Genomic DNA, 20,030 nt, shown 5'->3' with positions numbered 1-20,030 from the left:
GTCGTGGCCGGGTGAGGCGACGTGGAGGACTCGGACTCGTGGTGGACCAGCTTGGCGAGGGCGGAGGCATCGAGGTAGACGGCCATCTACAGCCTTCCTCGCGATCCTGCTCCAGCAGTTCCGTCAGGGTGGCGCCCTCCCGCGGGGGCAGGGGCGGGCCCAGGTCGCGCAGCGACCGTCTCGGAGGCCGGACCAGACCTTGGGCCACCCAGGTGGATCTGTGGACGACGAGCCGCAGCCGGGTGAGAGGATGCCGGGCGTGAGCGAGCGACCGACCCCCGCGCCGTCCTCCGGGACGCAGGGCGACACCGGGGGGTCCGAGGCCGCGTTGCTCGGGCCGGCGCAGGTCCGAGACCTGGCCGCCCGCCTGGGGATCCGGCCGACCAAGCAGTGGGGGCAGAACTTCGTCATCGACAAGGGCACCGTGCGGCGCATCGTGCGCGCCGCCGACGTGGGCACCGGCGACGTCGTGCTGGAGGTCGGGCCGGGGCTGGGCTCGCTCACCCTCGGCCTCCTCCCGCAGGTGCGGCAGGTCACCGCGGTGGAGATCGACCCGGCCCTCGCGGCCCAGCTGCCCGCGACCGTGGCCGAGCACGCGCCGGACCTCTCCGACCGGCTGCAGGTGGTGCAGGCCGACGCCCTGCGGGTCACCGCGCTGCCCGACCCCCAGCCCACCGCCCTGGTCGCCAACCTGCCCTACAACGTCGCGGTGCCCGTCGTGCTGCACCTGCTCGCGACCGTCCCCACGCTGCGCAGCGTGCTCGTCATGGTCCAGCTCGAGGTCGCCGAGCGGCTCGCCGCGGCGCCCGGCAGCCGGGTCTACGGCGTGCCCAGCGTCAAGGCCGCCTGGTATGCCGACGTCACCGGCGCCGGGCGGATCGGCCGCTCTGTCTTCTGGCCCGCACCCAACGTCGACTCCGGCCTCGTGCGCATGGTCCGCCGCGACCCGCCGGAGGTCTCGGCGACGCGGGAGCAGGTCTTCGCCTGCGTCGACGCGGCCTTTGCGCAGCGCCGCAAGACCCTGCGCGCGGCGCTCGCCGGCTGGGCGGGATCGGCGGCGCAGGCGGAGGCATACCTGCGGGCCGCCGGCGTCGACCCGCGGGCCCGCGGCGAGGTGCTCACCGTGACCGACTTCGCCCGCATCGCCGAAGCCGCAGGTCAGCGCCCCTCGCCGCCGTCGTGAGCCGACCCCATAGGGTGAAGTCATGACGACGGGCACGCAGGCGCAGACGGTGACCGTCCGGGTGCCCGGCAAGATCAACCTCGGCCTGTCGGTCGGGCCGCTGCGCGAGGACGGCTACCACGAGCTGTCGACGATCTACCACGCGGTGAGCCTCTACGACACCGTCACCGTGCAGCCCGCCGACGACTGGTCGGTGCACGTCACCGGGCCCTGGGGCGAGCACGTCCCGACCGACGACAGCAACCTCGCGCTCGTCGCGGCACGGACCCTCGCCAAGCGCCGCGCGCGCCGGGCCAAGGTCGACCCGGTCCGCATCGACATCGACAAGCACATCCCGGTCGCCGGGGGGATGGCCGGCGGCAGCGCCGACGCCGCGGCGACCCTCGTCGGGTGCCGCGAGGTGTGGGGGCTGGACCACCTGGAGAACGACCTGCTCGAGATGCTCGGGGCCAGCCTGGGCTCGGACATCCCGTTCCTGCTGCACGGCGGCACCGCGATGGGCAGCGGCCGCGGCGAGCAGGTCACCTCCGTGCTCGCCCGCGGCGAGCTGCACTGGGTGCTCTGGGCGGGCGAGGGGCTCAGCCTGTCCACGCCGCAGGTGTATGCCGAGTGCGACCGGTTGCGCGCCGAGGGCGGGGTGACCCCCGGCGCGCCCGAGCCGAGCGGGGCGCTCATGACCGCGTTGCGCCGGATGGACACCGACGAGGTGGCGGCGGCGTTGCACAACGACCTGCAGGAGGCCGCGATCTCGCTGGAGCCGGTGCTCGCCGAGGCGCTCTCCGCGGGGCTCGACCTCGGGGCGCGGGCCGGCATCGTGTCCGGCTCCGGACCGACCGTCGCCTTCCTCGTCGGCTCGCAGACCGAGGCGATCGACCTGTCCGTCGGCCTCGCCGCCAACGGCCCCACCGGCGACATCGAGCGGGCCGTCGGCCCGGCGCCGGGGGCGCAGATCGTCCACCAGCGCAGCAACCCCGAGCCGCCCCGCTCCCGCCCCGACACCGATCGGCCCGGTCCGCTGGGCCCGGTGATCGGCTGATGGCGCCGGCCGCACGCGCCAGCCTCGTCACCCTCGACCGCGCCCACCTGCTCGCCGGCACGCAGGTGCTGCTCGACGACGTCTCCGTCGGGGTGCTCGACGGCGACCGCATCGGTGTGGTCGGCCGCAACGGCGGCGGCAAGACCTCGCTGCTCTCGGTGCTGACCGATGCGCGGCCGCTGGACGGCGGACGGGTCATCCGCACGAACGACGTCAGGGTCGGGATGCTCGGCCAGACCGACGTCCTGGACCCGCGGGCCACGGTGCGGCAGGTCGTGCTCGGTGACCTGGAAGAGCACGAGTGGGCCGGCGACGCGCGGGTCCGGCACGTCATCGAGGGGCTGCTCGGGGACAGCGCCACCGCGGTCGGTGGCTGGGACGCGGCCGTCGGGCCGTTGTCCGGCGGGGAGCGGCGCCGGCTCGCCCTCGCCGCGCTGCTCGTCGCCGACCCCGACCTGCTCGTGCTCGACGAGCCGACCAACCACCTGGACGTCGAGGGGGTCGCCTGGCTCGCGGCATACCTCTCGGAGCGGCGGGTGCGGCCGGGCAGCGCGCTCGTCGTCGTGACCCACGACCGGTGGTTCCTCGACGCCGTCTCCACGCTGACCTGGGAGGTCGCCGACGGCGAGGTGCACACCTACGAGGGCGGGTATGCCGCCTACGTCCTGGCCAAGGTCGAGCGGCAGCGCGTCGCCCGGGTGACCCAGGAGCGGCGGGCCAACCTCGCCCGCAAGGAGCTCGCCTGGCTGCGCCGCGGGGCGCCCGCCCGCACGAGCAAGCCGAAGTTCCGCATCGAGGCCGCGACCGACCTCATCGAGGGCGAGCCGCCGCCGCGGGACTCCGTCGAGCTGGTGCGCTTCGCGACGACCCGGCTCGGCAAGGACGTCCTCGACCTGCTGGACGCCACGGTGCGGGTGGGGGAGCGCGACCTGCTCACCGATGTCACCTGGCGGATCGGACCGGGCGACCGATATGGCGTCGTCGGCGTCAACGGCGCGGGCAAGTCCACGTTGCTGCGGGTGCTGCTGGGCCAGCACCCGCTGGCCGCGGGCAAGCTCAAGACCGGCAAGACGGTGCGGATGGCGTGTCTGTCACAGGAGCTGCGCGAGCTGGACCGGGTCGCCGGCTGGTCGGTCATCGACGCGATCACCGAGGTGCGATCGTTCACGGTGATCGGGGGCAAGGAGGTGAGCGCGAGCTCGCTGGCCAAGCGGCTGGGCTTCTCCGGCGGGCGGCAGCAGTCGCGGGTGGGCGACCTTTCGGGCGGGGAGCGGCGGCGGCTGCAGTTCGTCCGGCTGCTCATGGACGAGCCCAACGTGCTGCTGCTGGACGAGCCGACCAACGACCTCGACATCGACACCCTCACCGCGATGGAGGACGTGCTCGACGGATGGGCCGGGACCCTGCTCGTCGTCTCCCACGACCGCTACCTGCTGGAGCGCATGACCGACCGGCAGGTGGCGCTGCTCGGGGACGGCAGCTTGCGGGACCTGCCGGGCGGCGTGGAGGAATACCTCCGGCTTCGCGAGGGTATGAGCTCGGCCGGCCGGAGCAGGGGGTCTGCGGCGTCCCCCTCGGGCACGCCGACCGCGGCGGGGGCGGGCGGACCGGGCGCCGGTGGGTCGGGGTCTGGCTCCTCGTCGCGCAGCCCGGCCCAGGTGCGCGAGGCCCGCAAGACGCTGGCGCGGGTGGAGAGGTCGCTGGACCGGCTGCACACCCAGCAGCAGCGGCTGCACGAGCAGATGGCCGCCGTGGCGACCGACCCCGACGAGCTGGCCCGGCTGACCGCCCGCGACGCCGAGCTCACCGCGCAGGAGGAGGCGCTCGAGACCGAGTGGCTCGAGGCCTCGGAGGTGGCCGAGGCGTAGCCGCGCCCCGAGACGCCAGTGCGTCGGTGTCGGTGGCTGGGGTGCGCGGTCGCCGCCGCCGCCGCGGCGGCGCCGGTCACCATCGGCACCAGGACGGCCGGTGGGAAGAAGACCAGCAGGATGAGGACGGAGGCGAGCGGTCGACGCAGCACAGCCGTGCAGGTGGCGGCTGCCTCGGCGGCGCCCAGGACCACCGCGAGGGCAGCGGTGCGTGCGGAGGATCCCCAGCGGTGCACCTGAGCCATGGCCCAGGCTGATCACGCGCGGAGCGACCCCGGCCAGGAGTCTCCGCGCGCGTCGGGGTCTCAGCTCCGGGCGCTGATCTGCCGGCGGCGCAGACCGACCAGACCGAGCGCGACGGCCACGACGGCGACCAGCCCGAGCCAGAGCAGCGGCAGCCACTGCACCGGCTCGACGGGCACCTGCGCCACGTGGTGCAGCGGGGAGAGCGTGAGCACCCAGTCCGGCACCTCCAGGAGGGCCGCGAAGTTGCCGACGAAGATCATGACGCCGACCAGGGTCCACCCGACCGGAGCCAGCAGCCGCGGTGCCCAGCCGACGAGCAGCGTGCAGATCCCCAGGGTGACGAGCGCCGCGGGCAGCGTGTTGACGTGGGCGAGGAATCCGTCGCCGACGAGCGCACCGGTGCCGGTGACCCCGGCCGCCGCGACACCGACGAGCAGGCCGGTGACGAGCATGACGGCCACGGCCCCGAGGCCGATCGCCAGCACGTGCGACAGGCCCCAGGCGGTGCGGCCGGTCGGCGTGGCGAGCACCGCCTCGGCCCGGCCGGAGTCCTCCTCCGCCTTGAGGCCCTGCACGGCATACACGATGAAGGCGGCCGTGAGATAGCCGCTGAAGACCGAGAGGAAGGCCAGGTATCCGGCGGCGAGCTCGCCCGCGCCGAAGACCTGCTGCAGCGCGTCGGGCATGTTCTCGGCCGAGTCCAGCATCACCTGGGTGAAGAGCCCGTCGACCACCCCGAGGACGGCGATGGCGAAGCCCCAGGCCAGGACCGGGCCGCGCTGCAGCCGCGCTGCGAGACCCCAGACCGTGCCCAGCGCCGGGCCCGCCTCGGCGCGGCCGGGACGCGCGGCCAGCAGCCCCGCGCCCAGGTCACGCCGGTCCTGCAGCCCGAAGGCGAGCGCCGTGGTCGCCGCCGCGAGGCCGATCGACAGCAGCAGCGGCCACCAGCGGTCGAGCACGTAGGGGGCGGTCTGGCTGGCCCAGCCCAGCGGGGAGAACCACGACAGCGTGCTGCCGCCCTCGGCAGCCATGTCGCCCAGGGCGCGGAGCGCGAAGGAGACCCCCAGCACGAGACCGGCCAGGCCCGAGGCGGAGCGGGAGTACTCCGAGAGCTGCGCGGTGACCGCGCTGACCCCGGCGAACGTCATACCGGTCAGGGCGACCCCGACGCCGACCAGCAGCGAGCCCGTCGTGGCGAAGTCGTTGGCGAGCGCCATCGCGGTGACCGCGACCGCCGCCGCGAGGTTGGTGATCACCGCCACGACCAGCGCCGCGGTGAGCCGGGCATGGCGGCCGGTCACGTTGGCCCGCACCAGCTCGGCGCGGCCGCTCTGCTCCTCGACCCGGGTGTGCCGGGAGATCAGCAGGATGTTCATGAGCGCGGCGAGCAGGTAGAGGTAGAGCGTGTAACCGCCGGCGAAGAAGGTCTCGTAGCTCGGCGGGTCCATGCCGTAGGCCGGGCCCGCGAACATGCGGCCGATCGGCTGGCTCAGCAACGGGCTGGCGGCGGCGAGGTCGGCCTCGGTGGGCGCGATCTGGGGCAGCGCGGCACCGATGTAGATGACGAAGAGGCTCAGCCCGGCGACCCAGGCGGGCAGCTTGATCCGGTCGCGGCGCAGCATGAAGCGCACCAGCGTGCCGGTCCCGGCCAGCGTGCCGCTGCCGCGGGTATGCCGTGGCGCCCCGTGGGCGGGTCCGCTCCGGTCGGTCGGTGGGCGGCTGGCCGAGGCGTCGTGGTCGCGGATGGTGGTGCTCATCGTGCGGCCCCCTCCTCGACCGGGCGTCGCGCATGGTTGCCCTCCGCCCCACCGGACGTCGCCCGTGGTTGCTCGCCGTAGTGGCTCACGAGCAGCTGCTCCAGCGTCGGCGGGTGGGCCGTGATCGACCGGACCCCCAGCTCGCCGAGCCGGCTGACCACCGGGCCGACGTGCTCGCCGTCCACCTCGAGCCGCACCTGGTTGTCCTCGGTGGTGCCGTCGTGGACGCCGGTGAGCGAGGCCATACCGTCGGCCGGGCGGTCGGTGCGCGCCACGATCGTGGTGCGCGTCATGTGGCGCAGGTCGTCCAGGCTGCCGGTCTCGACGACCCGGCCGGCGCGGACGATGGAGATGCGGTCGGCGAGGACCTCGACCTGGGCCAGGATGTGGCTGGAGAGCAGCACGGTGGTCCCGGCGTCGCGGGCCTCGCGGATGCAGTCCTGGAAGACCAGCTCCATCAGCGGGTCGAGACCCGCCGTGGGCTCGTCGAGCAGCAGCAGGTCGACGGGGGAGGCCAGGGCGGCGATGAGCGCGACCTTCTGCCGGTTGCCCTTGGAGTAGGTGCGGGCCTTCTTGGTGGGGTCCAGGTCGAAGCGCTCGCACAGCTCGCTGCGGCGGGCCTTGTCGAGCGTGCCCCGGAGCCGGGCGAAGAGGTCGATGGCCTCACCTCCGGTGAGGTTGGGCCACAACTCGACGTCACCGGGGACGTAGGCCAGCCGGTGGTGCAGCGCCACGGCGTCGTCCCACGGGTCGGCGCCGAAGAGGCGTGCCGTGCCGCCGTCGGCCCGGAGCAGTCCGAGCAGGACGCGGATCGTCGTGGACTTGCCGGCGCCGTTGGGGCCGAGGAAGCCGTGGACCTCGCCCGGGGCGACGGACAGGTCGAGGCCGTCGAGGGCACGGGTGCTGCCGAAGGTCTTGACCAGGGCGTTGGTCTCGATCACGGGACTGACGGTGGTGTTCATGCGGTCTCCTCCGTGGTGTCGTCGGTGTCGCCCGAGAAGATGAAGGCCTGCTTCGCCCGCTCGGTGAGGAGCCCCTCGGAGAAGAGCTCGAGCATCGTCTGGGTGTAGAGGTCGGTGCTGCCCTCGCCGATGAGGTCCTCGCCGAGGAGGCGCTGCAGGTGCTCGTGGAGGACCAGCGCGCCGAGCGACCAGAGGGTCAGGATGACCACCCGGGCCCGCGGGTTCGCGCTGGGCAGGACCAGGCCGCTCTCGACGCCCTGGGCGGTGTAGCCGACGGCGTCCTCGACGAGGTCGTCGACGAACTCGTCCAGCCGCGGGCTGCCCTCGGAGAGGGTCCGGGCGAGGTAGCGCAACGCCGGTCGTGCCTGCGCCACGCGGGTGTCGACCTGGATCGGCGGGCCGCCGAGGCCGGCGCGCATGGTCTCCGCCTTGGACTCGCGGATGAAGGCGAGCACCCGGTCGTCGCAGGCCTCGCGCAGCTTCTCCTTCGAGCCGTAGTGGTGGATGACCAGCGGTGGGGACACGCCGGCCTGCTCGGCGATGGCCCGGACGCTGGTCGCCCTCACCCCGTGCCGGCCGAAGAGGTCGATCGCCGTGGTGAGGATGCGCTCGAGCCCTGGCTCGGCGGGGGTCTCGTCGGTCGCCTGGCTGACCATGTGTTCAGCATGGCACTGACTGAACGTTCAGTCAACACTTCTCTGACCACGTCCCCATCGGGCGTCGCGCGTGGTTGGCTCGACCCCCATCGGGCGTCAGTCGAACGGCGCGAGCAGCCCCTTGAGGAGCTGGGCGAGCTCGGTCTGACGCTGCGGTGAGAGTCCCTGCAGCAGCCGTCGCTCGTCGGTCACCAGGTCGGCCAGGGCCGCGTCCACGACGTCCCGACCCTCGGCGGTCAGCCGCACCAGCTTGGAGCGCTGGTCCGCCGCGGACGCAGCGCGGTCCACGAAGCCGCGTCCCTCCAGCCGCGCGAGGCGGTTGGTCATCGTGCCGCTGGTGACCAGGGTCTGCCGCACCAGCTGGGTGGGAGTCAGCTCGTAGGGCTCACCGGCGCGGCGCAGGGCCGAGAGCACGTCGAACTCCCACGACTCCAGCTCGTGGGTGCTGAATGCGTGCCGTCGGGACAGGTCGAGATGCCTGGACAGGCGGGAGACCCGGGAGAGCACCTCCAGCGGGGTGACGTCCAGGTCCGGGCGCTCGCGCCCCCAGGCCGCGACGATGCGATCCACCTCGTCGTCCGGTCCCTGGCTCATGCCTCCCACAGTAGGCGAGGACCCAAGAGGGGGTGAATCAGCGGAACTGACCCTCGATCCGGTCGAGCTCGTCCCGGGTCAGCTGCAGGTCGGCGGCGCGCACCGAGTCGGTGATCGACTCCGGCCGGCTGGCGCCGGGGATCGGGATGACGTGCTCGCCCAGGCTCAGCTCCCAGGCGAGCACCACCTGCTGCGGGCTCACGCCGCGCTCAGTGCCGATCTCGTGGAAGGCGGGGTAGGTCACCCCGACGTCGCTCGCCGACCCGGTGCCGCCGAGCGGGCTCCAGGGGAGGAAGGCGATCCCGTGCTCACCGCACATCTCGAGCTCGTCGCGGCTGGAGCGGAAGCGCGGGGAGAACTCGTTCTGCACCGAGGCCAGCCCGCCCTCGCCGAGCACCTCCAGCGCCACCTCGATCTCCTCGACGTCGGCGTTGGAGATGCCGACAGCCCTGATCTTGCCCTCGTCCTGCAGCTCCTTGAAGGTCTGGATCACCTCTCCGTAGACCCGCCAGCGGTCGGGGCGGTGCCACTGGTAGAGGTCGATGGTCTCGACCTCCAGCGCGCGCAGCGAGGCCTCGACGGCACCCCTCAGGTATGCCGGTGACCCGTCGCGACCCCACTGCTCGCCCTCGGCGCGGGTGATGCCGCCCTTGGTGCCGACGACGACGTGGCTGGTGTCGCCGTAGCCCTGGAGCGCCTTCGCGATGACCCGCTCGTTGTGCCCCATCTGGTCCCAGCTGGGAGCGTAGATGTCGGCCGTGTCGACGTAGGTCACCCCCGCGTCGAGAGCGGCGTGCACCGTGGCGATCGCCTGCTCCTCGCTGGGCTGCGGGTCCTTGCCGAGCGAGAACGGCATCGCCCCCAGGCCGATGGCGGAGACGGTGAACGGGCCGAGGCGACGGGTCTGCATTCCGACGACCCTAGGCGGTGGGCTCCCCGGGCAGGAATCGAACCTGCGTCGCTAATCCTGATTCAAAGTCAGGCGGCCCCTACCAGCAGAGCAACCGGGGAACGTGCCGCAGCACCCCGCCAGCCTAACGGCCGGGCTCAGCTCTTGGCCCTGGTCCGCAGCGTCGGACGGGCCTCCATGCCGGCGAGGCCGTTCCACGCGAGGTTGACCAGGTGCGCGGCGACGTCGTCCTTCTTCATCTTGCGCGAGTCGAGCCACCAGCCACCGGGGATCGCGACCATGCCGACGAGCATCTGGGCATACAGCGGGGCGGTCTTGGGGTCCAGCCGCCGGCGCCGGAACTCCGCGGCGAGGATGTGCTCGACCTGGGTCGCGATGTCGCTGATGAGCGAGGCGAAGGAACCGGTCGACTGCCCGGGCGGGCTGTCCCGCACGAGGATGCGGAAACCGTCGGTCGAGTGGTCGATGTAGTCCAGCAGCGCCATCGCCGCCGCCTCGAGCAGCGCCCGCGCGTTGCCCTCGTGCTCGGTGAGCGCGTCGGTGATCTGCCCGAGCAGGGCCTGGATCTCGCGGTCGACGACGACGGCATACAACCCCTCTTTGCCGCCGAAGTGCTCGTAGATCACCGGCTTGGACACTCCGGCCGCCTCGGAGATCTGCTCCACGCTGCTGCCCTCGAAGCCCCGCTCGGCGAACAGCGACCGCCCCACCTCGATCAGCTGCTGCCGCCGCTGCGGGCCGGTCATCCGGTGTCGGGAGGTCTTCGCGCTGGAGCTCACGCCCCCATCATGCCAAGGCCGGGTCGCGGCCCGATCCCGCACAGGTACAGTCGGACCCGTGACGTCCCACCACCCCGCAGCCGTCATCATCCTCGCCGCCGGGCAGGGCACCCGGATGAAGAGCTCCATCCCCAAGGTGCTGCACCGCATCGGTGGCCGATCCCTCCTCGGGCACGCGATGTATGCCGCCCGCCAGGCCTCCCCGCAGCACCTCGCCGTCGTCGTGCGGCACGAGCGGGAGCGGGTCGCCGCGCACGTCGCCGAGCTCGACCAGAGCGCGATCGTCGCAGACCAGGACGAGGTGCCCGGCACCGGCCGCGCCTGCGAGTGCGGGCTCGCCGCGCTGCCCGACGGGCTCACCGGGACGGTGCTGGTCACCATGGGCGACGTGCCGCTGCTCGCGGGGGAGACCCTGCGCGAGCTCACCCGGGTGCACGAGGAGCGGGGCTCGGCGGTCACCCTGCTCTCCGCCGTGGTGGACGACGCCGGCAGCTACGGCCGCGTGGTGCGCGACGCCGACGGCGAGCTGGCCGAGATCATGGAGTTCAAGGACGCGGTCCGGCGCCGGGAGGCGGGGGACCCGGACTACTCCCACGTGGTGGACATCCGGGAGTTCAACGCCGGCATCTACGCCTTCGACGTCGAGGTGCTGCGCCGCGCGCTGGAGCAGGTGGGGCAGGCCAACGAGCAGGGCGAGAAGTACCTCACCGACGTCATCAAGATCGCCCGCGAGGAGGGCCGCGCCGTCGTGGCCCACCCGGTCACCGACCTCATGCAGACCGAGGGCGTCAACGACAAGGTGCAGCTCGCCGCGCTCGGCAAGGAGCTCAACCGCCGGGTCGTCGAGCAGCACATGCGTGACGGCGTCATCGTGGTCGACCCCGCGACGACGTGGGTCGACGCCGACGTGTCCATCGGCCAGGACACCGTCGTCCGGCCCGGCACCCAGATCCTCGGTGCCACGACCATCGGCGCGGAGGCCACGATCGGCCCGGACACCACGGTCAGCGACTGCGAGATCGGGGACGGCGCCAGCGTGGTGCGCACCCAGGCCGAGCACGCGCTCATCGGCCCGCGTGCCACGGTCGGCCCGTTCTCCTACCTGCGCCCGGGCACGGTGCTCGGCGAGGGCGGCAAGATCGGCGGTTTCGTCGAGACCAAGAACGCCGACATCGGGCCGGGGGCCAAGGTCCCGCACCTCACCTACTGCGGCGACGCGACGATCGGGGAAGGCGCCAACATCGGGGCCGGCACGATCTTCGCCAACTACGACGGGGTGGCCAAGCACCACACGACCGTCGGACGGCACAGCTTCGTCGGCTCGGACTCGGTGCTCGTCGCGCCCGTCGAGATCGCCGACGGTGCCTACGTCGCCGCCGGCTCCACGATCGAGGGCCGGGTCGAGCCCGGCCAGATCGGGGTCGCCCGGGCCCGGCAGCGCAACGTCGACGGGTGGGTCGCGCGCCGCCGCGCGGGCACGAGGACCGCCGAGGCGGCGCAGGCCGCGCAGGAGGCGAGCACGGGCGACGACGGCGGCGAGGGCATACCCGAGAGCGCGAACGTCCCGGACGACACGACCACGCAGGAGAGCTGATGGGCATCCACAAGACCACCGAGAAGAACCTCATGGTCTTCTCCGGGCGGGCGCACCCCGCGCTCGCCGACGAGGTGGCGGAAGAGCTGGGCACCGACCTGGTCCCGATGCAGGCGCACACCTTCGCCAACAGCGAGATCTACGTCCGCTTCGACGAGTCGGTCCGCGGCTGCGACGCCTTCGTCATCCAGAGCCACACCGCGCCGGTCAACGAGTGGATCATGGAGCAGCTCATCATGGTCGACGCGCTCAAGCGCGGCTCGGCCAAGCGGATCACCGTCGTGCTCCCGTTCTACGGGTATGCCCGTCAGGACAAGAAGCACCGGGGCCGGGAGCCGATCTCGGCGAGGCTCATCGCCGACATGTTCAAGACCGCGGGCGCCGACCGTCTGCTCACCGTCGACCTGCACACCGCACAGATCCAGGGCTTCTTCGACGGGCCGGTGGACCACCTCATGGCGACGCCGATCCTGTCCAAGCACATCAAGGAGAATTACGGCGACCGCAAGCTCGCGGTCGTCTCCCCGGACGCCGGGCGGATCAAGGTCGCCGAGTGGTGGAGCAACAAGCTCGGCGGGGTGCCGCTGGCCTTCATCCACAAGACCCGCGACGTCACCCGCCCCAACGAGTCGGTGGCCAACCGGGTCGTCGGCGAGGTCGAGGGCCGCACCTGCATCCTCGTCGACGACATGATCGACTCCGGCGGCACGATCTGCCAGGCCGCGGAGGCGCTCATGAAGGACGGCGCCAACGAGGTCGTCATCGCCGCCACCCACGCGATCTTCTCCGAGCCCGCGGTCGAGCGGCTCACGAACTCCGTGGCCACCGAGGTCGTCGTCACCAACACGCTGCCGCTCTCGGAGGAGGCGCTGGCGATGGACAAGCTCACCCAGCTCTCGATCGCGCCGCTCATCAGCCGGGCGATCCGCGAGGTCTTCGAGGACGGCTCGGTCACCTCGATGTTCGAGGGCCGCGCCTGAGCCCGAGGTCCGGCGAGGACCGGGATTTCGTGCCCCACGGGCGCGGGCGATAGACTGGCCGGCGTTGCCTCGGCGAGGGACGCTGCACGGTGTCCGTCATCGACGAAGAGCTCGCGGCTGACGCCGCCCCGCGCGGTGCCCCGCGTCGAGGCCTGACCCTGCACACCGCATACCCGCAAAGAAGGTCTCACCCTCATGGCTGACCAGCTCACGATCTCCGCCGAGAAGCGCACCGAGTTCGGCAAGGGCGCCGCCCGCCGCATCCGCCGCGCCGACAAGGTGCCCGCCGTCCTCTACGGCCACGGCACCCCGCCGATGCACCTCTCCCTGCCGGGCCACGAGGCGATGCTGGCGCTGCGCCACACCAACGCCGTCCTGACCCTGGACGTCGAGGGTGAGTCGCACATGGCCCTGGCCAAGGACGTGCAGCGCGACCCGATCAAGCGCTTCATCGAGCACGTCGACCTCGTCGTCGTCCGCGCCGGCGAGAAGGTCACCGTCGAGGTCGGTGTCCACGTCGAGGGCGAGGCCGCGGCGGAGACCGTCGTCACCACCGATTACAACACCCTCGAGGTCGAGGCCCCGATCACGAGCATCCCCGAGTGGATCGTCGTGTCCGTCGAGGGCCTGGAGGCCGGCACCCAGATCCTCGCCGGCGAGGTCGAGCTGCCCTCCGGCGTCACCCTGGTCACCGACCCGGAGGCTCTGGTCGTCAACGTCTCGCAGCAGCTCTCCGAGGAGGCCCTGGAGGCCGAGCTCGCCGAGGCCGAGGCCGAGGCCGGCATCGAGCAGGAGGAGTCCGACGAGGACGAGGCCGCCGAGGGCGAGGACGCCGAGGGCGGCGAGTCCGAGGGCGGCGAGTCCGAGGGCGACGCCGAGGGTGGCGAGGACGCCGAGAACAAGGACGACTGATCCGCCGCGGGCTCACGCCCGCTCGCAGTGTGATCGTGACGTGGCCGCGTCCGGGTGCTCCCGGGCGCGGCCACGCCGCGTGAGGAGGAACGATGAGCGAGGACCCGTGGCTCGTGGTCGGCCTGGGCAACCCCGGGCCGCGCTATGCCGGCAACCGGCACAACATCGGCGCGATGGTGGTCGAGGCGATGGCGGCCTCGGCGGGCGCCACCCTGCGTGAGCACAAGGCGGGCCGGGCGTGGGCGGCCGAGGTGCGCCTCGGGACCCTGCCCGGTGGGCTGCCCGGTCCCCGCGCCGTGCTCGCCCGGCCGATGACCTACATGAACGTCTCCGGGGGGCCGGTCTCCGGGCTGGCGAAGTTCTACAAGGTGCCGGTCGAGCAGGTGATCGTCGTCCACGACGAGCTCGACATCGAGCCGGGGCAGGTGCGGCTCAAGCGCGGTGGTGGCGAGGGCGGGCACAACGGTCTGCGCTCCATCAGCCAGTCCCTCGGCAGCCGCGACTACCTGCGGGTCCGCCTCGGAATCGGCCGCCCGCCCGGTCGGCAGGACCCGGCGGACTACGTGCTCTCCGACTTCCCCGCCCGGGACCGGACCGAGGTCGAGCTGCTCATCGGCGACGCGGAGGACGCCGTCGTCCACCTGGCCCAGCGCGGCCTCGAGGCGACCCAGCAGCGCTTCCACGTCCGCTGAGCGACCGGACAGGCCTTCGGTCCGCCTGGCGCGGTGCCAGCCCCCGGGCATACCCCGGGCATACCCCAGAGTGCGGTCACCCTTCTGCAACCTCCATCACCCTCTAGCGTGATGGAGGTTGCAGGAAGGTGACCGCACTCCGGCCGGGGGGGCCGGGAGGTCACCGGGGGAGGGCGTCCCGGGCGTCGGCGAGGTGCCCGCGGGCGGAGGCGGCGAGGCCGCGGAGCCGCTCCAGCTCGGTGACGACCTCGGTGACCGGTCGCCGCCAGGTGGGGTCGTCGGTCGGGCCGATCGACAGGTCGGCCCGGGCGCGGTGCACGTCGAGCGCCTCCAGCTCGCCCGCCGCGAGCTCGCTGCGCGCCTGCGCCGTGGCGGCGGCATCGGCGTCAGCGCCGGCGAGCTCGACCCGCAGCCGGGTGTCCTCGAGCTCCTGGTCCAGGGCGACGACGTCCGCGCCCAGCTGCGCGCTGAGCTCCTCCGCGCGCCGGCCCGCGTCGGCGAGGGGCCGAGCCCGTGCCCGACGGCGACGCCACCACAGTGCGCCGGCCAGGAGCACCGCCAGGGCCAGGAGTATGCCCACGGTCCACGCCGCGATCGCGCGCGCCCGCTGCGCCGGGTCGACGGGGTCCAGCGCCGTGAGGCCGGTGACCGCGGTGTCCACGGCGCCCTGGGGGTCGCGGGCGCGCGCCTGCGCGACGACCTGATCGACCACCGAGCCGACCTCGCCGGGCCGCAGCCGGCTGCCCTCCGGGACCCGGACCGCCGCGTCGGCGTCGTCGACCGAGACGGCCACCGCGAGGTCCTGCTCACCCAGCCCGGAGAGGCCGGCGGTCCGCTCCAGCCAGCCCGAGGCGCTGCTGCCCTCGAAGTCGTCGACGACCACGACGAAGAGCTGCAGGCCGGTGCGCCCCGCGAAGGCGTCCTGGTCGGCGACCAGCTCGCTGGTGTCGCCGAGCACCTCGGCCTGATCGACCAGCTCGCCGGGCAGGTCGAAGGGCTCCTGCGCCACCGCGGTGAGAGGGGAGGATGGGACGAGCGCCGCACCGCACAGACCGGCGGCGAGGAGCGCGGCGGCGACCCTCCCCGCGCGGCGGCGGGTCACGGTCGCGGCCCGGCCAGGTGCGGTGCTCGGCGACGAGGCATCAGAAGCGTCCCCCGCCCCGGCTGCGCGACGAGCTGCGTGAGGAGGAGCTCCGTGAGGACGAGCGGCCGGAGGAGCGGCTGGAGTAGGAGCGCCGTGAGCTGCTGCCCGAGGAGCTCCCGGAGGAGGCGCTGGCCGCCTCGATGATGACGGCCAGCGACAGCACCGGGGCCACCGCCGCCCTCAGCTCGGCCGACGCGGCGCTGAGCCCCGCCGCACGGGCGGGCGGGTCCTCCGGGTGGGCCCGGAGCGCGGCCGCGCCGTCGGTGACGGCCTGGCCGATGCGGGCGGGGTCGACCCGACCGAGCCGCTCCTGCAGACCCAGCCGGTTGGCCCGACGGGTGTAGTCGTCGAGCTTGAGCTGCTGCTGCTCGGCCTCGGCGAGCGCCGCGCGCAGGGCCTTCTCCTCGGGGGCGATCTCCTCGAGCGCTGCGGCCAGCTCGGCAGCGGGGTCCTCGGCGCGGTCCAGCAGACCGTCGGCCTTCGCGCGCGCACCCTCGCCGCTGAGCAGCTCCTGCGCCGCGTCACCCGGCGTGCCCTGCGCGAGCAGCGCCACACCGTGCTCGTGGGCCGAGCCCGCCACCCGGAGCGCGGTGCGCGCATGCTCGACGAGCCCGGCGACGTGCTGGTGCAGCCACGGTGACCCGGACAGCGTGGCCAGGCCCTGCTCTATCGTCGCGGCGCGGTCGAGCTGGGCGGCCACGGTCGAGGCGAGGTCGTCCAACCGGGAGGTGTCCCGCTGCAGGGTGCGGGCCACGTCGACCCGGTCCAGGGCGGAGGAGAGCACCGTGTGCGACGTCTCCAGGTCCTGACGCGCCGACTCCAGCGAGCGCTCCCAGGCCCACAGCGTCTCGTGCTTCGGAAGGCGTCGCGGCTGCTCCTGGGGGACCTCGGCGAGGGACGTCACGCCGCTGTCCAGGGCGGACAGGCCCTCGGTGCGGGCGATCCGCAGCCGCTCCGCCTCCGCCTCGCCCAGCTGGACCGTCACGAACTCCTGCTCCTGCTCGGACCGGTCCGCGAGCTCACGCGCGCCGGTCATGAGCTCGACCAGCGCGGGACGCTCGGTGAAGACCGCGTCCCGGCGGCGGCGCCGGGCGCTCCGGTCGCGCCGCACCCTCGGCCCGAAGATCGCGCCACCCACGGCGGCGAAGAAGCCCGCGACGGCGGCCCCGATGCCGCCGAAGATCCACCAGTTGAAGGGACGGAACGCCTCGCCGAAGCCCTCCGCGGCGGCGACCGCGGCCCCGTCCCAGTCCTCCTGCCGCAGCTCGGGCTCGACGAGGTCCACGGCCACCCGCTCGGCCTCACCGGCCCGGATGGGGGTCTCCTCGACATACCCGTAGCGCCGGTCCTCGACGGCGACGGCGAGCAGGACGTCACCCTCGCCGAGACCGGCCCGGTCGAAGGTCTGGTCGGCCCACTCCGGGCCGACGTAGCCGTCGAAGCTGTCCACGAAGACCACGTGCAGGTCGATGTCGTGCTCGTCCGCGAGCGCGTCGATCGCGGCCTCGACCTCGGTGGTCTGCGCCTCGCTGAGCACGCCAGACTCGTCGACGACGGCGTCGACCTCGTCCAGCGGTGGTGTGGCGATGGCCGCCGCCGTCCCGAGCCCGAGGCCCAGGACAGCAGCGACCAGCGCGGCACGGAGTCGCACCTCGTCCCCCCCCCCCCCCCCCCCCCCCCCCCCGGGTCGCCTCTCCCGGCTCAGCCCTGGCTCTTGAGCTGCTGCAGCCGGGCCTCGATCTCGGCGTCGCCGTCGCTGCTCTCCAGCTCGGCGAACTGGTCCTCCAGGCTGGCCGACTGCGCCTCCGCGCGCCCCGCGACCATCGCCTCCTGCTTGCGGATGTTGTCCTCCCAGCGGGCCAGGTCGCTGCTCGGGTCCATGACGTCGATCGAGGACATGGCGTCCTGGACCTTCTCCTGGGCCTCGACCGAGCGGGCCCGGGCGACGAGGGTGCCGCGGCGAGCCTTGAGGTCCTCGAGCTTGGTCTTCATCGTCACCAGCCCGCCCTTGAGCTGCTCGACGGTCTCGTTCTGCTGGGCGATCGTCGGCTCGGCGCTGCGGACGTCGTTCTCGTGCTGGATCTGGCGGCCCAGCGCCACCCGGGCGAGGTTGTCGAACTTGTAGGCGCCGTCCGGGTCGCCCGCGCCGCGCATCTCCTCGGCCTTGGCCGAGGCGGCGGCGGCCTTGCGCCCCCACTCGGCGGCCGCGTCGCGGTCGGTCTGCAGGTCGGCCTCGGCCATGCGGACGTTGGCGATGGTCTGCGCCACCGCCTCCTCCGCCTCGGCGATGGAGTTGGAGTAGTCCCGGACCAGCTGGTCCAGCATCTTCTCCGGGTCCTCCGCGCGGTCCAGCAGCGCGTTGATGTTGGCCCGCGCGAGCTGGCTGACGCGGCCGATGATCGTCTGCTTCTGGGTCATGTGGTGTCCTTTCTCCGCCCGCGACGTCGCGGGTCCTGCTGGTCAGGTGTCGAGGGTATGACGTGCCGGCGCCACCCCCGGTTGCGCCGGGCCCGGTCGCTCAGAAGCGGCCGCCCGAGAAGTTCCCCCCTCCTCCTCCGCCGAAGCCGCCACCGCTGAAGCCGCCGCCACCCCCGCCGAAGCCCCCGCCTCCGCCGAAGCCGCCTCCACCCCATCCGCCGCTGTGCCGGTGCGAGCTGCCGGCACCGGAGAGGATGCCCCCGAGGATCACCGACCACGGGTCGATGCCGCGGGAGCGGCCCCGCGAGTAGGGGGTGCCGAGGCCCCCGGAGCCGCTGCCCCAGTGGTCGGTGTCGCGCTGCGCCTCGGTGAGGGCCCGCTCGCCGAGCTGCTCGGCGCGGGTGAGCAGGTCCATGGCGGCCGTGGGCTCCTCCGAGGCGGTGGCGACCGCCTGGTCGTAGAGCCGCAGCGCCTCGGAGATCCGGGTCCGCGCCGAGCTGCTCACCGCACCACGGGCGGTGGACACGGTCTGGTTGATGCTCTGCAGCCGGGCGCCGACCCGGCTGACGCGTGCCTCGAAGTCGCCGCGCAGCTTGTCCTGGTGACGTTGCGCCTCGCGCATCGGCTCGAGCAGCGTGTCGAGGGCGTGCTCCGCGGCGTCGAGGTCGGCCAGCGCCCGCAGCGGGTCACCCCCGCCGGTGCTGCCCTGCGCCTGCTCGATCGCCGCGCGGGCCCGCTCCACGGCCTGGGCGATCGTGGGCTCGCCCTGGTGCGGACGGGCGTCCTGCAGGTCGGCGGACAGCGAGGCGATGCCCTTGGCGATCTCCTCCTGCGCGCCGCGCAGGTCCGCGTCGGCGCTGGCGATCTGGTCCAGCAGCGTGGCCGCCTGGCCGATCGACTCCTCGGCGGCCCGGGCGGCCGCGACGGCCGAGGCCCGGTCGTCCCGCTCCACCGACTGCCGGCCGGCGGTGACGAAGCCGTCGGCGGAGTCCAGCAGGTTGGTGGCCCGCTCGAGGTTGGCCCGCACCGTGGCCAGCGCCCGCTCGGGGTGCCGGGCGCGCAGACCGCGCAGCTCCTGCTCGGCGGCCGGGAGCCGGTCGCGGGTCTCGGCGGCCCGGGTCTCCAGCTCGGCGAGGAACTGCGGCGCCCGGTCCTGGAGCGAGCGCAGCCGCGCGAACTCCTCGGTCTGCGCGTCCAGCTCCTGCCGGGACCGTCCGGTCAGCTCCAGGATGCGGCCCAGCATGGCCCGCTGCACGCTCTCCGCCTCCTCGTCGTCGTCGTCCAGCTGCTGGCGCAGCGAGAACGCCTCCTGGGCGGCGGCCCGGGCCCGGGAGAGCGCCTGCGTGAAGGCCTGGGTCTGCTGGGTCCCGAACTGCGCCTGCGCGAAGTCGAGCTCCTCCCAGGCCGAGCGGACGGCGTTGTCCATCGCGACGAGGGCCTCGGAGGCCTCCCGCTGCAGCTCGGGCAGGCTCGCCCCCTGGGCCTGCGGCGGCACCTCCGCGCCCGGGTCGGGCCTGCGCTTGCGGCGCCCGGCGATCATCCCGACGCCACCGATGACGAAGGGCGCGAGGAGCAGCAGGGGGAAGGCGCCACCGAGGCCGCCCTCGGACCGGGCGTGGACGTCCTCCCCGTCCGGCACGCTCACCCCGCCCGAGGAGGGGCCAGCGGCATACTCCCGGGCGAAGCCCTCCGTCGCGCCCTGGACGGCACCGGCCCAGTCGTCCTCGGCCAGGCGCGGCTCGATGTCGTCGAGCTGCACCGTCTGCAGCTGGGCGTCGGTGAGGCTCTGACCGGCGTCGCCGACTCCGTAGGCGCGCTGGTCGACGGCCACCGCCAGGAGCAGGTCGCCCGCCCCCATGCCGGACTCGTCGGAGGTGAGCCGGGCCCACTCCTCCCCGCCGATGCTCGCCCCCGAGGTGTCGGTGAAAGTGTCGACGTAGGCGACGAAGAGCTGCAGCCCGGTCTCGTCGCGCAGCTCCTCGATCTGCTCGAGGGCGGCCTGCTCCTCGGCGTCGGTGAGCGCGTCCGCAGGGTCGTAGATCGTGTCCTCGAGGTAGGAGGGCTCCTCCGCCGTGGCCGGCAGGGCCACGGCGGTCAGGACGGCTGCTGCGGCAGCGGCGGTCAGGGCGTGGCGGAAGGGTCCGCGGCGCACCGCCCCCGCGCGATGTGTCGACTGACTCACGTCGCGATCCTGCCCGACCGCCCGGCTCCGCGCCACCCCGGGTCCGGCGCCCGCCGGTCCGCGCAGCGCGGGGCCAGGTCTGTCGGCGGGCCGACCTAGACTGGGAGCAGACCCCCT

17 protein-coding genes and 1 tRNA gene are annotated in these 20,030 nt (G+C 73.6%); 7 read left to right on the top strand and 11 right to left on the bottom strand.

The genetic code is table 11. The annotated features are described in order from the left end of the window. Positions 1–250: 250 nt before the first annotated feature. From rsmA to SGUI_RS06860, 3 genes are read left to right on the top strand one after another with little or no spacing between them, the layout of a single operon-like run. Positions 251–1,183 carry a 16S rRNA (adenine(1518)-N(6)/adenine(1519)-N(6))-dimethyltransferase RsmA gene (rsmA, locus tag SGUI_RS06870; protein ID WP_066642968.1) on the top strand — a complete coding sequence of 311 codons (933 nt, stop codon included), beginning with the start codon at positions 251–253 and terminating at the stop codon, positions 1,181–1,183. 22 nt (positions 1,184–1,205) lie between these two features. Further along, positions 1,206–2,219 carry a 4-(cytidine 5'-diphospho)-2-C-methyl-D-erythritol kinase gene (locus SGUI_RS06865; protein ID WP_066637979.1) on the top strand — a complete coding sequence of 338 codons (1,014 nt, stop codon included), beginning with the start codon at positions 1,206–1,208 and terminating at the stop codon, positions 2,217–2,219. Next, on the top strand, positions 2,219–4,087 hold the full coding sequence (locus tag SGUI_RS06860; protein ID WP_066637976.1) for an ABC-F family ATP-binding cassette domain-containing protein: 1,869 nt from the start codon (positions 2,219–2,221) through the stop codon (positions 4,085–4,087). Before SGUI_RS06865 ends, SGUI_RS06860 begins: the two co-directional genes overlap by 1 nt. Before the next feature lie 305 nt (positions 4,088–4,392). On the opposite strand, the gene SGUI_RS06855 is transcribed toward SGUI_RS06860, so the two are convergent. From SGUI_RS06855 to SGUI_RS06825, 7 genes are all read right to left on the bottom strand, one after another. Then, positions 4,393–6,090, bottom strand: a complete 1,698-nt coding sequence (locus SGUI_RS06855) for an ABC transporter permease (RefSeq protein ID WP_083190546.1) — start codon at positions 6,088–6,090, stop codon at positions 4,393–4,395. Next, on the bottom strand, positions 6,087–7,052 hold the full coding sequence (locus SGUI_RS06850; RefSeq protein ID WP_066637973.1) for an ABC transporter ATP-binding protein: 966 nt from the start codon (positions 7,050–7,052) through the stop codon (positions 6,087–6,089). Before SGUI_RS06850 ends, SGUI_RS06855 begins: the two co-directional genes overlap by 4 nt. Continuing rightward, positions 7,049–7,708, bottom strand: coding sequence for a TetR/AcrR family transcriptional regulator (locus SGUI_RS06845; RefSeq protein ID WP_066637971.1), 660 nt, complete (start codon positions 7,706–7,708; stop codon positions 7,049–7,051). The genes SGUI_RS06850 and SGUI_RS06845 overlap by 4 nt, the downstream gene beginning before the upstream one ends. Positions 7,709–7,804: 96 nt before the next feature. After that, positions 7,805–8,302, bottom strand: coding sequence for a MarR family winged helix-turn-helix transcriptional regulator (locus SGUI_RS06840; protein WP_066637969.1), 498 nt, complete (start codon positions 8,300–8,302; stop codon positions 7,805–7,807). A 37-nt stretch (positions 8,303–8,339) separates the two neighbouring features. Further along, the gene (locus tag SGUI_RS06835; RefSeq protein WP_066637967.1) at positions 8,340–9,212 is read right to left on the bottom strand and encodes an aldo/keto reductase; all 873 of its coding nucleotides are present in this window, start codon (positions 9,210–9,212) and stop codon (positions 8,340–8,342) included. Positions 9,213–9,234: 22 nt separating this feature from the next. Continuing rightward, a tRNA-Gln gene (locus SGUI_RS06830) sits at positions 9,235–9,313 on the bottom strand. Between the two features lie 36 nt (positions 9,314–9,349). Then, positions 9,350–9,958: a TetR/AcrR family transcriptional regulator gene (locus tag SGUI_RS06825; protein ID WP_066637964.1), complete on the bottom strand. Its 609-nt coding sequence runs from the start codon at positions 9,956–9,958 to the stop codon at positions 9,350–9,352. Positions 9,959–10,049: 91 nt separating this feature from the next. Between SGUI_RS06825 and glmU the strand changes: the two genes are divergently transcribed. From glmU to pth, 4 genes are all read left to right on the top strand, one after another. Further along, entirely contained in the window at positions 10,050–11,585 is a 1,536-nt protein-coding gene (gene glmU / locus SGUI_RS06820) for a bifunctional UDP-N-acetylglucosamine diphosphorylase/glucosamine-1-phosphate N-acetyltransferase GlmU (RefSeq protein ID WP_066637962.1), read from the top strand. Continuing rightward, positions 11,585–12,565 carry a ribose-phosphate diphosphokinase gene (locus SGUI_RS06815; protein ID WP_066637960.1) on the top strand — a complete coding sequence of 327 codons (981 nt, stop codon included), beginning with the start codon at positions 11,585–11,587 and terminating at the stop codon, positions 12,563–12,565. Before glmU ends, SGUI_RS06815 begins: the two co-directional genes overlap by 1 nt. A gap of 195 nt (positions 12,566–12,760) precedes the next feature. Further along, a complete protein-coding gene (locus SGUI_RS06810) occupies positions 12,761–13,477 on the top strand; it encodes a 50S ribosomal protein L25/general stress protein Ctc (protein WP_066637959.1) in 717 nt (238 codons plus the stop codon). 92 nt (positions 13,478–13,569) lie between these two features. Next, positions 13,570–14,169, top strand: coding sequence for an aminoacyl-tRNA hydrolase (gene pth, locus SGUI_RS06805; RefSeq protein WP_066637956.1), 600 nt, complete (start codon positions 13,570–13,572; stop codon positions 14,167–14,169). A 160-nt stretch (positions 14,170–14,329) separates the two neighbouring features. Here pth and SGUI_RS06800 read toward each other — a convergent pair whose 3' ends face one another. The 4 genes from SGUI_RS06800 to SGUI_RS06785 all read right to left on the bottom strand — a co-directional run bounded on the left by SGUI_RS06800 (position 14,330) and on the right by SGUI_RS06785 (position 19,913). Further along, positions 14,330–15,271 (bottom strand): TPM domain-containing protein, encoded by a 942-nt coding sequence (locus SGUI_RS06800; RefSeq protein ID WP_066637953.1) that lies wholly within the window; start codon positions 15,269–15,271, stop codon positions 14,330–14,332. 40 nt (positions 15,272–15,311) lie between these two features. After that, a complete protein-coding gene (locus SGUI_RS17375) occupies positions 15,312–16,964 on the bottom strand; it encodes a TPM domain-containing protein (RefSeq protein ID WP_066637950.1) in 1,653 nt (550 codons plus the stop codon). 50 nt (positions 16,965–17,014) lie between these two features. Further along, positions 17,015–17,731: a PspA/IM30 family protein gene (locus SGUI_RS06790; RefSeq protein ID WP_066637948.1), complete on the bottom strand. Its 717-nt coding sequence runs from the start codon at positions 17,729–17,731 to the stop codon at positions 17,015–17,017. A gap of 100 nt (positions 17,732–17,831) precedes the next feature. Beyond that, positions 17,832–19,913 carry a TPM domain-containing protein gene (locus SGUI_RS06785; RefSeq protein WP_157621763.1) on the bottom strand — a complete coding sequence of 694 codons (2,082 nt, stop codon included), beginning with the start codon at positions 19,911–19,913 and terminating at the stop codon, positions 17,832–17,834. Positions 19,914–20,030: the final 117 nt, after the last annotated feature.

It is taken from the genome of Serinicoccus hydrothermalis (assembly GCF_001685415.1).
Taxonomy (GTDB): Bacteria; Actinomycetota; Actinomycetes; order Actinomycetales; family Dermatophilaceae; genus Ornithinicoccus; species Ornithinicoccus hydrothermalis.
The sequence above is the reverse complement of the archived record's forward strand: the minus strand, read 5'-3'. Positions and strand labels throughout refer to the sequence as shown.

Coding starts and splice junctions, on each gene's coding strand:
- rsmA (WP_066642968.1), top strand. CDS start 251: ATGCCGGGCGTGAGCGAGCGACCGACCCCCGCGCCGTCCTCCGGGACG.
- SGUI_RS06865 (WP_066637979.1), top strand. CDS start 1,206: ATGACGACGGGCACGCAGGCGCAGACGGTGACCGTCCGGGTGCCCGGC.
- SGUI_RS06860 (WP_066637976.1), top strand. CDS start 2,219: ATGGCGCCGGCCGCACGCGCCAGCCTCGTCACCCTCGACCGCGCCCAC.
- SGUI_RS06855 (WP_083190546.1), bottom strand. CDS start 6,090: ATGAGCACCACCATCCGCGACCACGACGCCTCGGCCAGCCGCCCACCG.
- SGUI_RS06850 (WP_066637973.1), bottom strand. CDS start 7,052: ATGAACACCACCGTCAGTCCCGTGATCGAGACCAACGCCCTGGTCAAG.
- SGUI_RS06845 (WP_066637971.1), bottom strand. CDS start 7,708: ATGGTCAGCCAGGCGACCGACGAGACCCCCGCCGAGCCAGGGCTCGAG.
- SGUI_RS06840 (WP_066637969.1), bottom strand. CDS start 8,302: ATGAGCCAGGGACCGGACGACGAGGTGGATCGCATCGTCGCGGCCTGG.
- SGUI_RS06835 (WP_066637967.1), bottom strand. CDS start 9,212: ATGCAGACCCGTCGCCTCGGCCCGTTCACCGTCTCCGCCATCGGCCTG.
- SGUI_RS06825 (WP_066637964.1), bottom strand. CDS start 9,958: ATGACCGGCCCGCAGCGGCGGCAGCAGCTGATCGAGGTGGGGCGGTCG.
- SGUI_RS06815 (WP_066637960.1), top strand. CDS start 11,585: ATGGGCATCCACAAGACCACCGAGAAGAACCTCATGGTCTTCTCCGGG.
- SGUI_RS06810 (WP_066637959.1), top strand. CDS start 12,761: ATGGCTGACCAGCTCACGATCTCCGCCGAGAAGCGCACCGAGTTCGGC.
- pth (WP_066637956.1), top strand. CDS start 13,570: ATGAGCGAGGACCCGTGGCTCGTGGTCGGCCTGGGCAACCCCGGGCCG.
- SGUI_RS06790 (WP_066637948.1), bottom strand. CDS start 17,731: ATGACCCAGAAGCAGACGATCATCGGCCGCGTCAGCCAGCTCGCGCGG.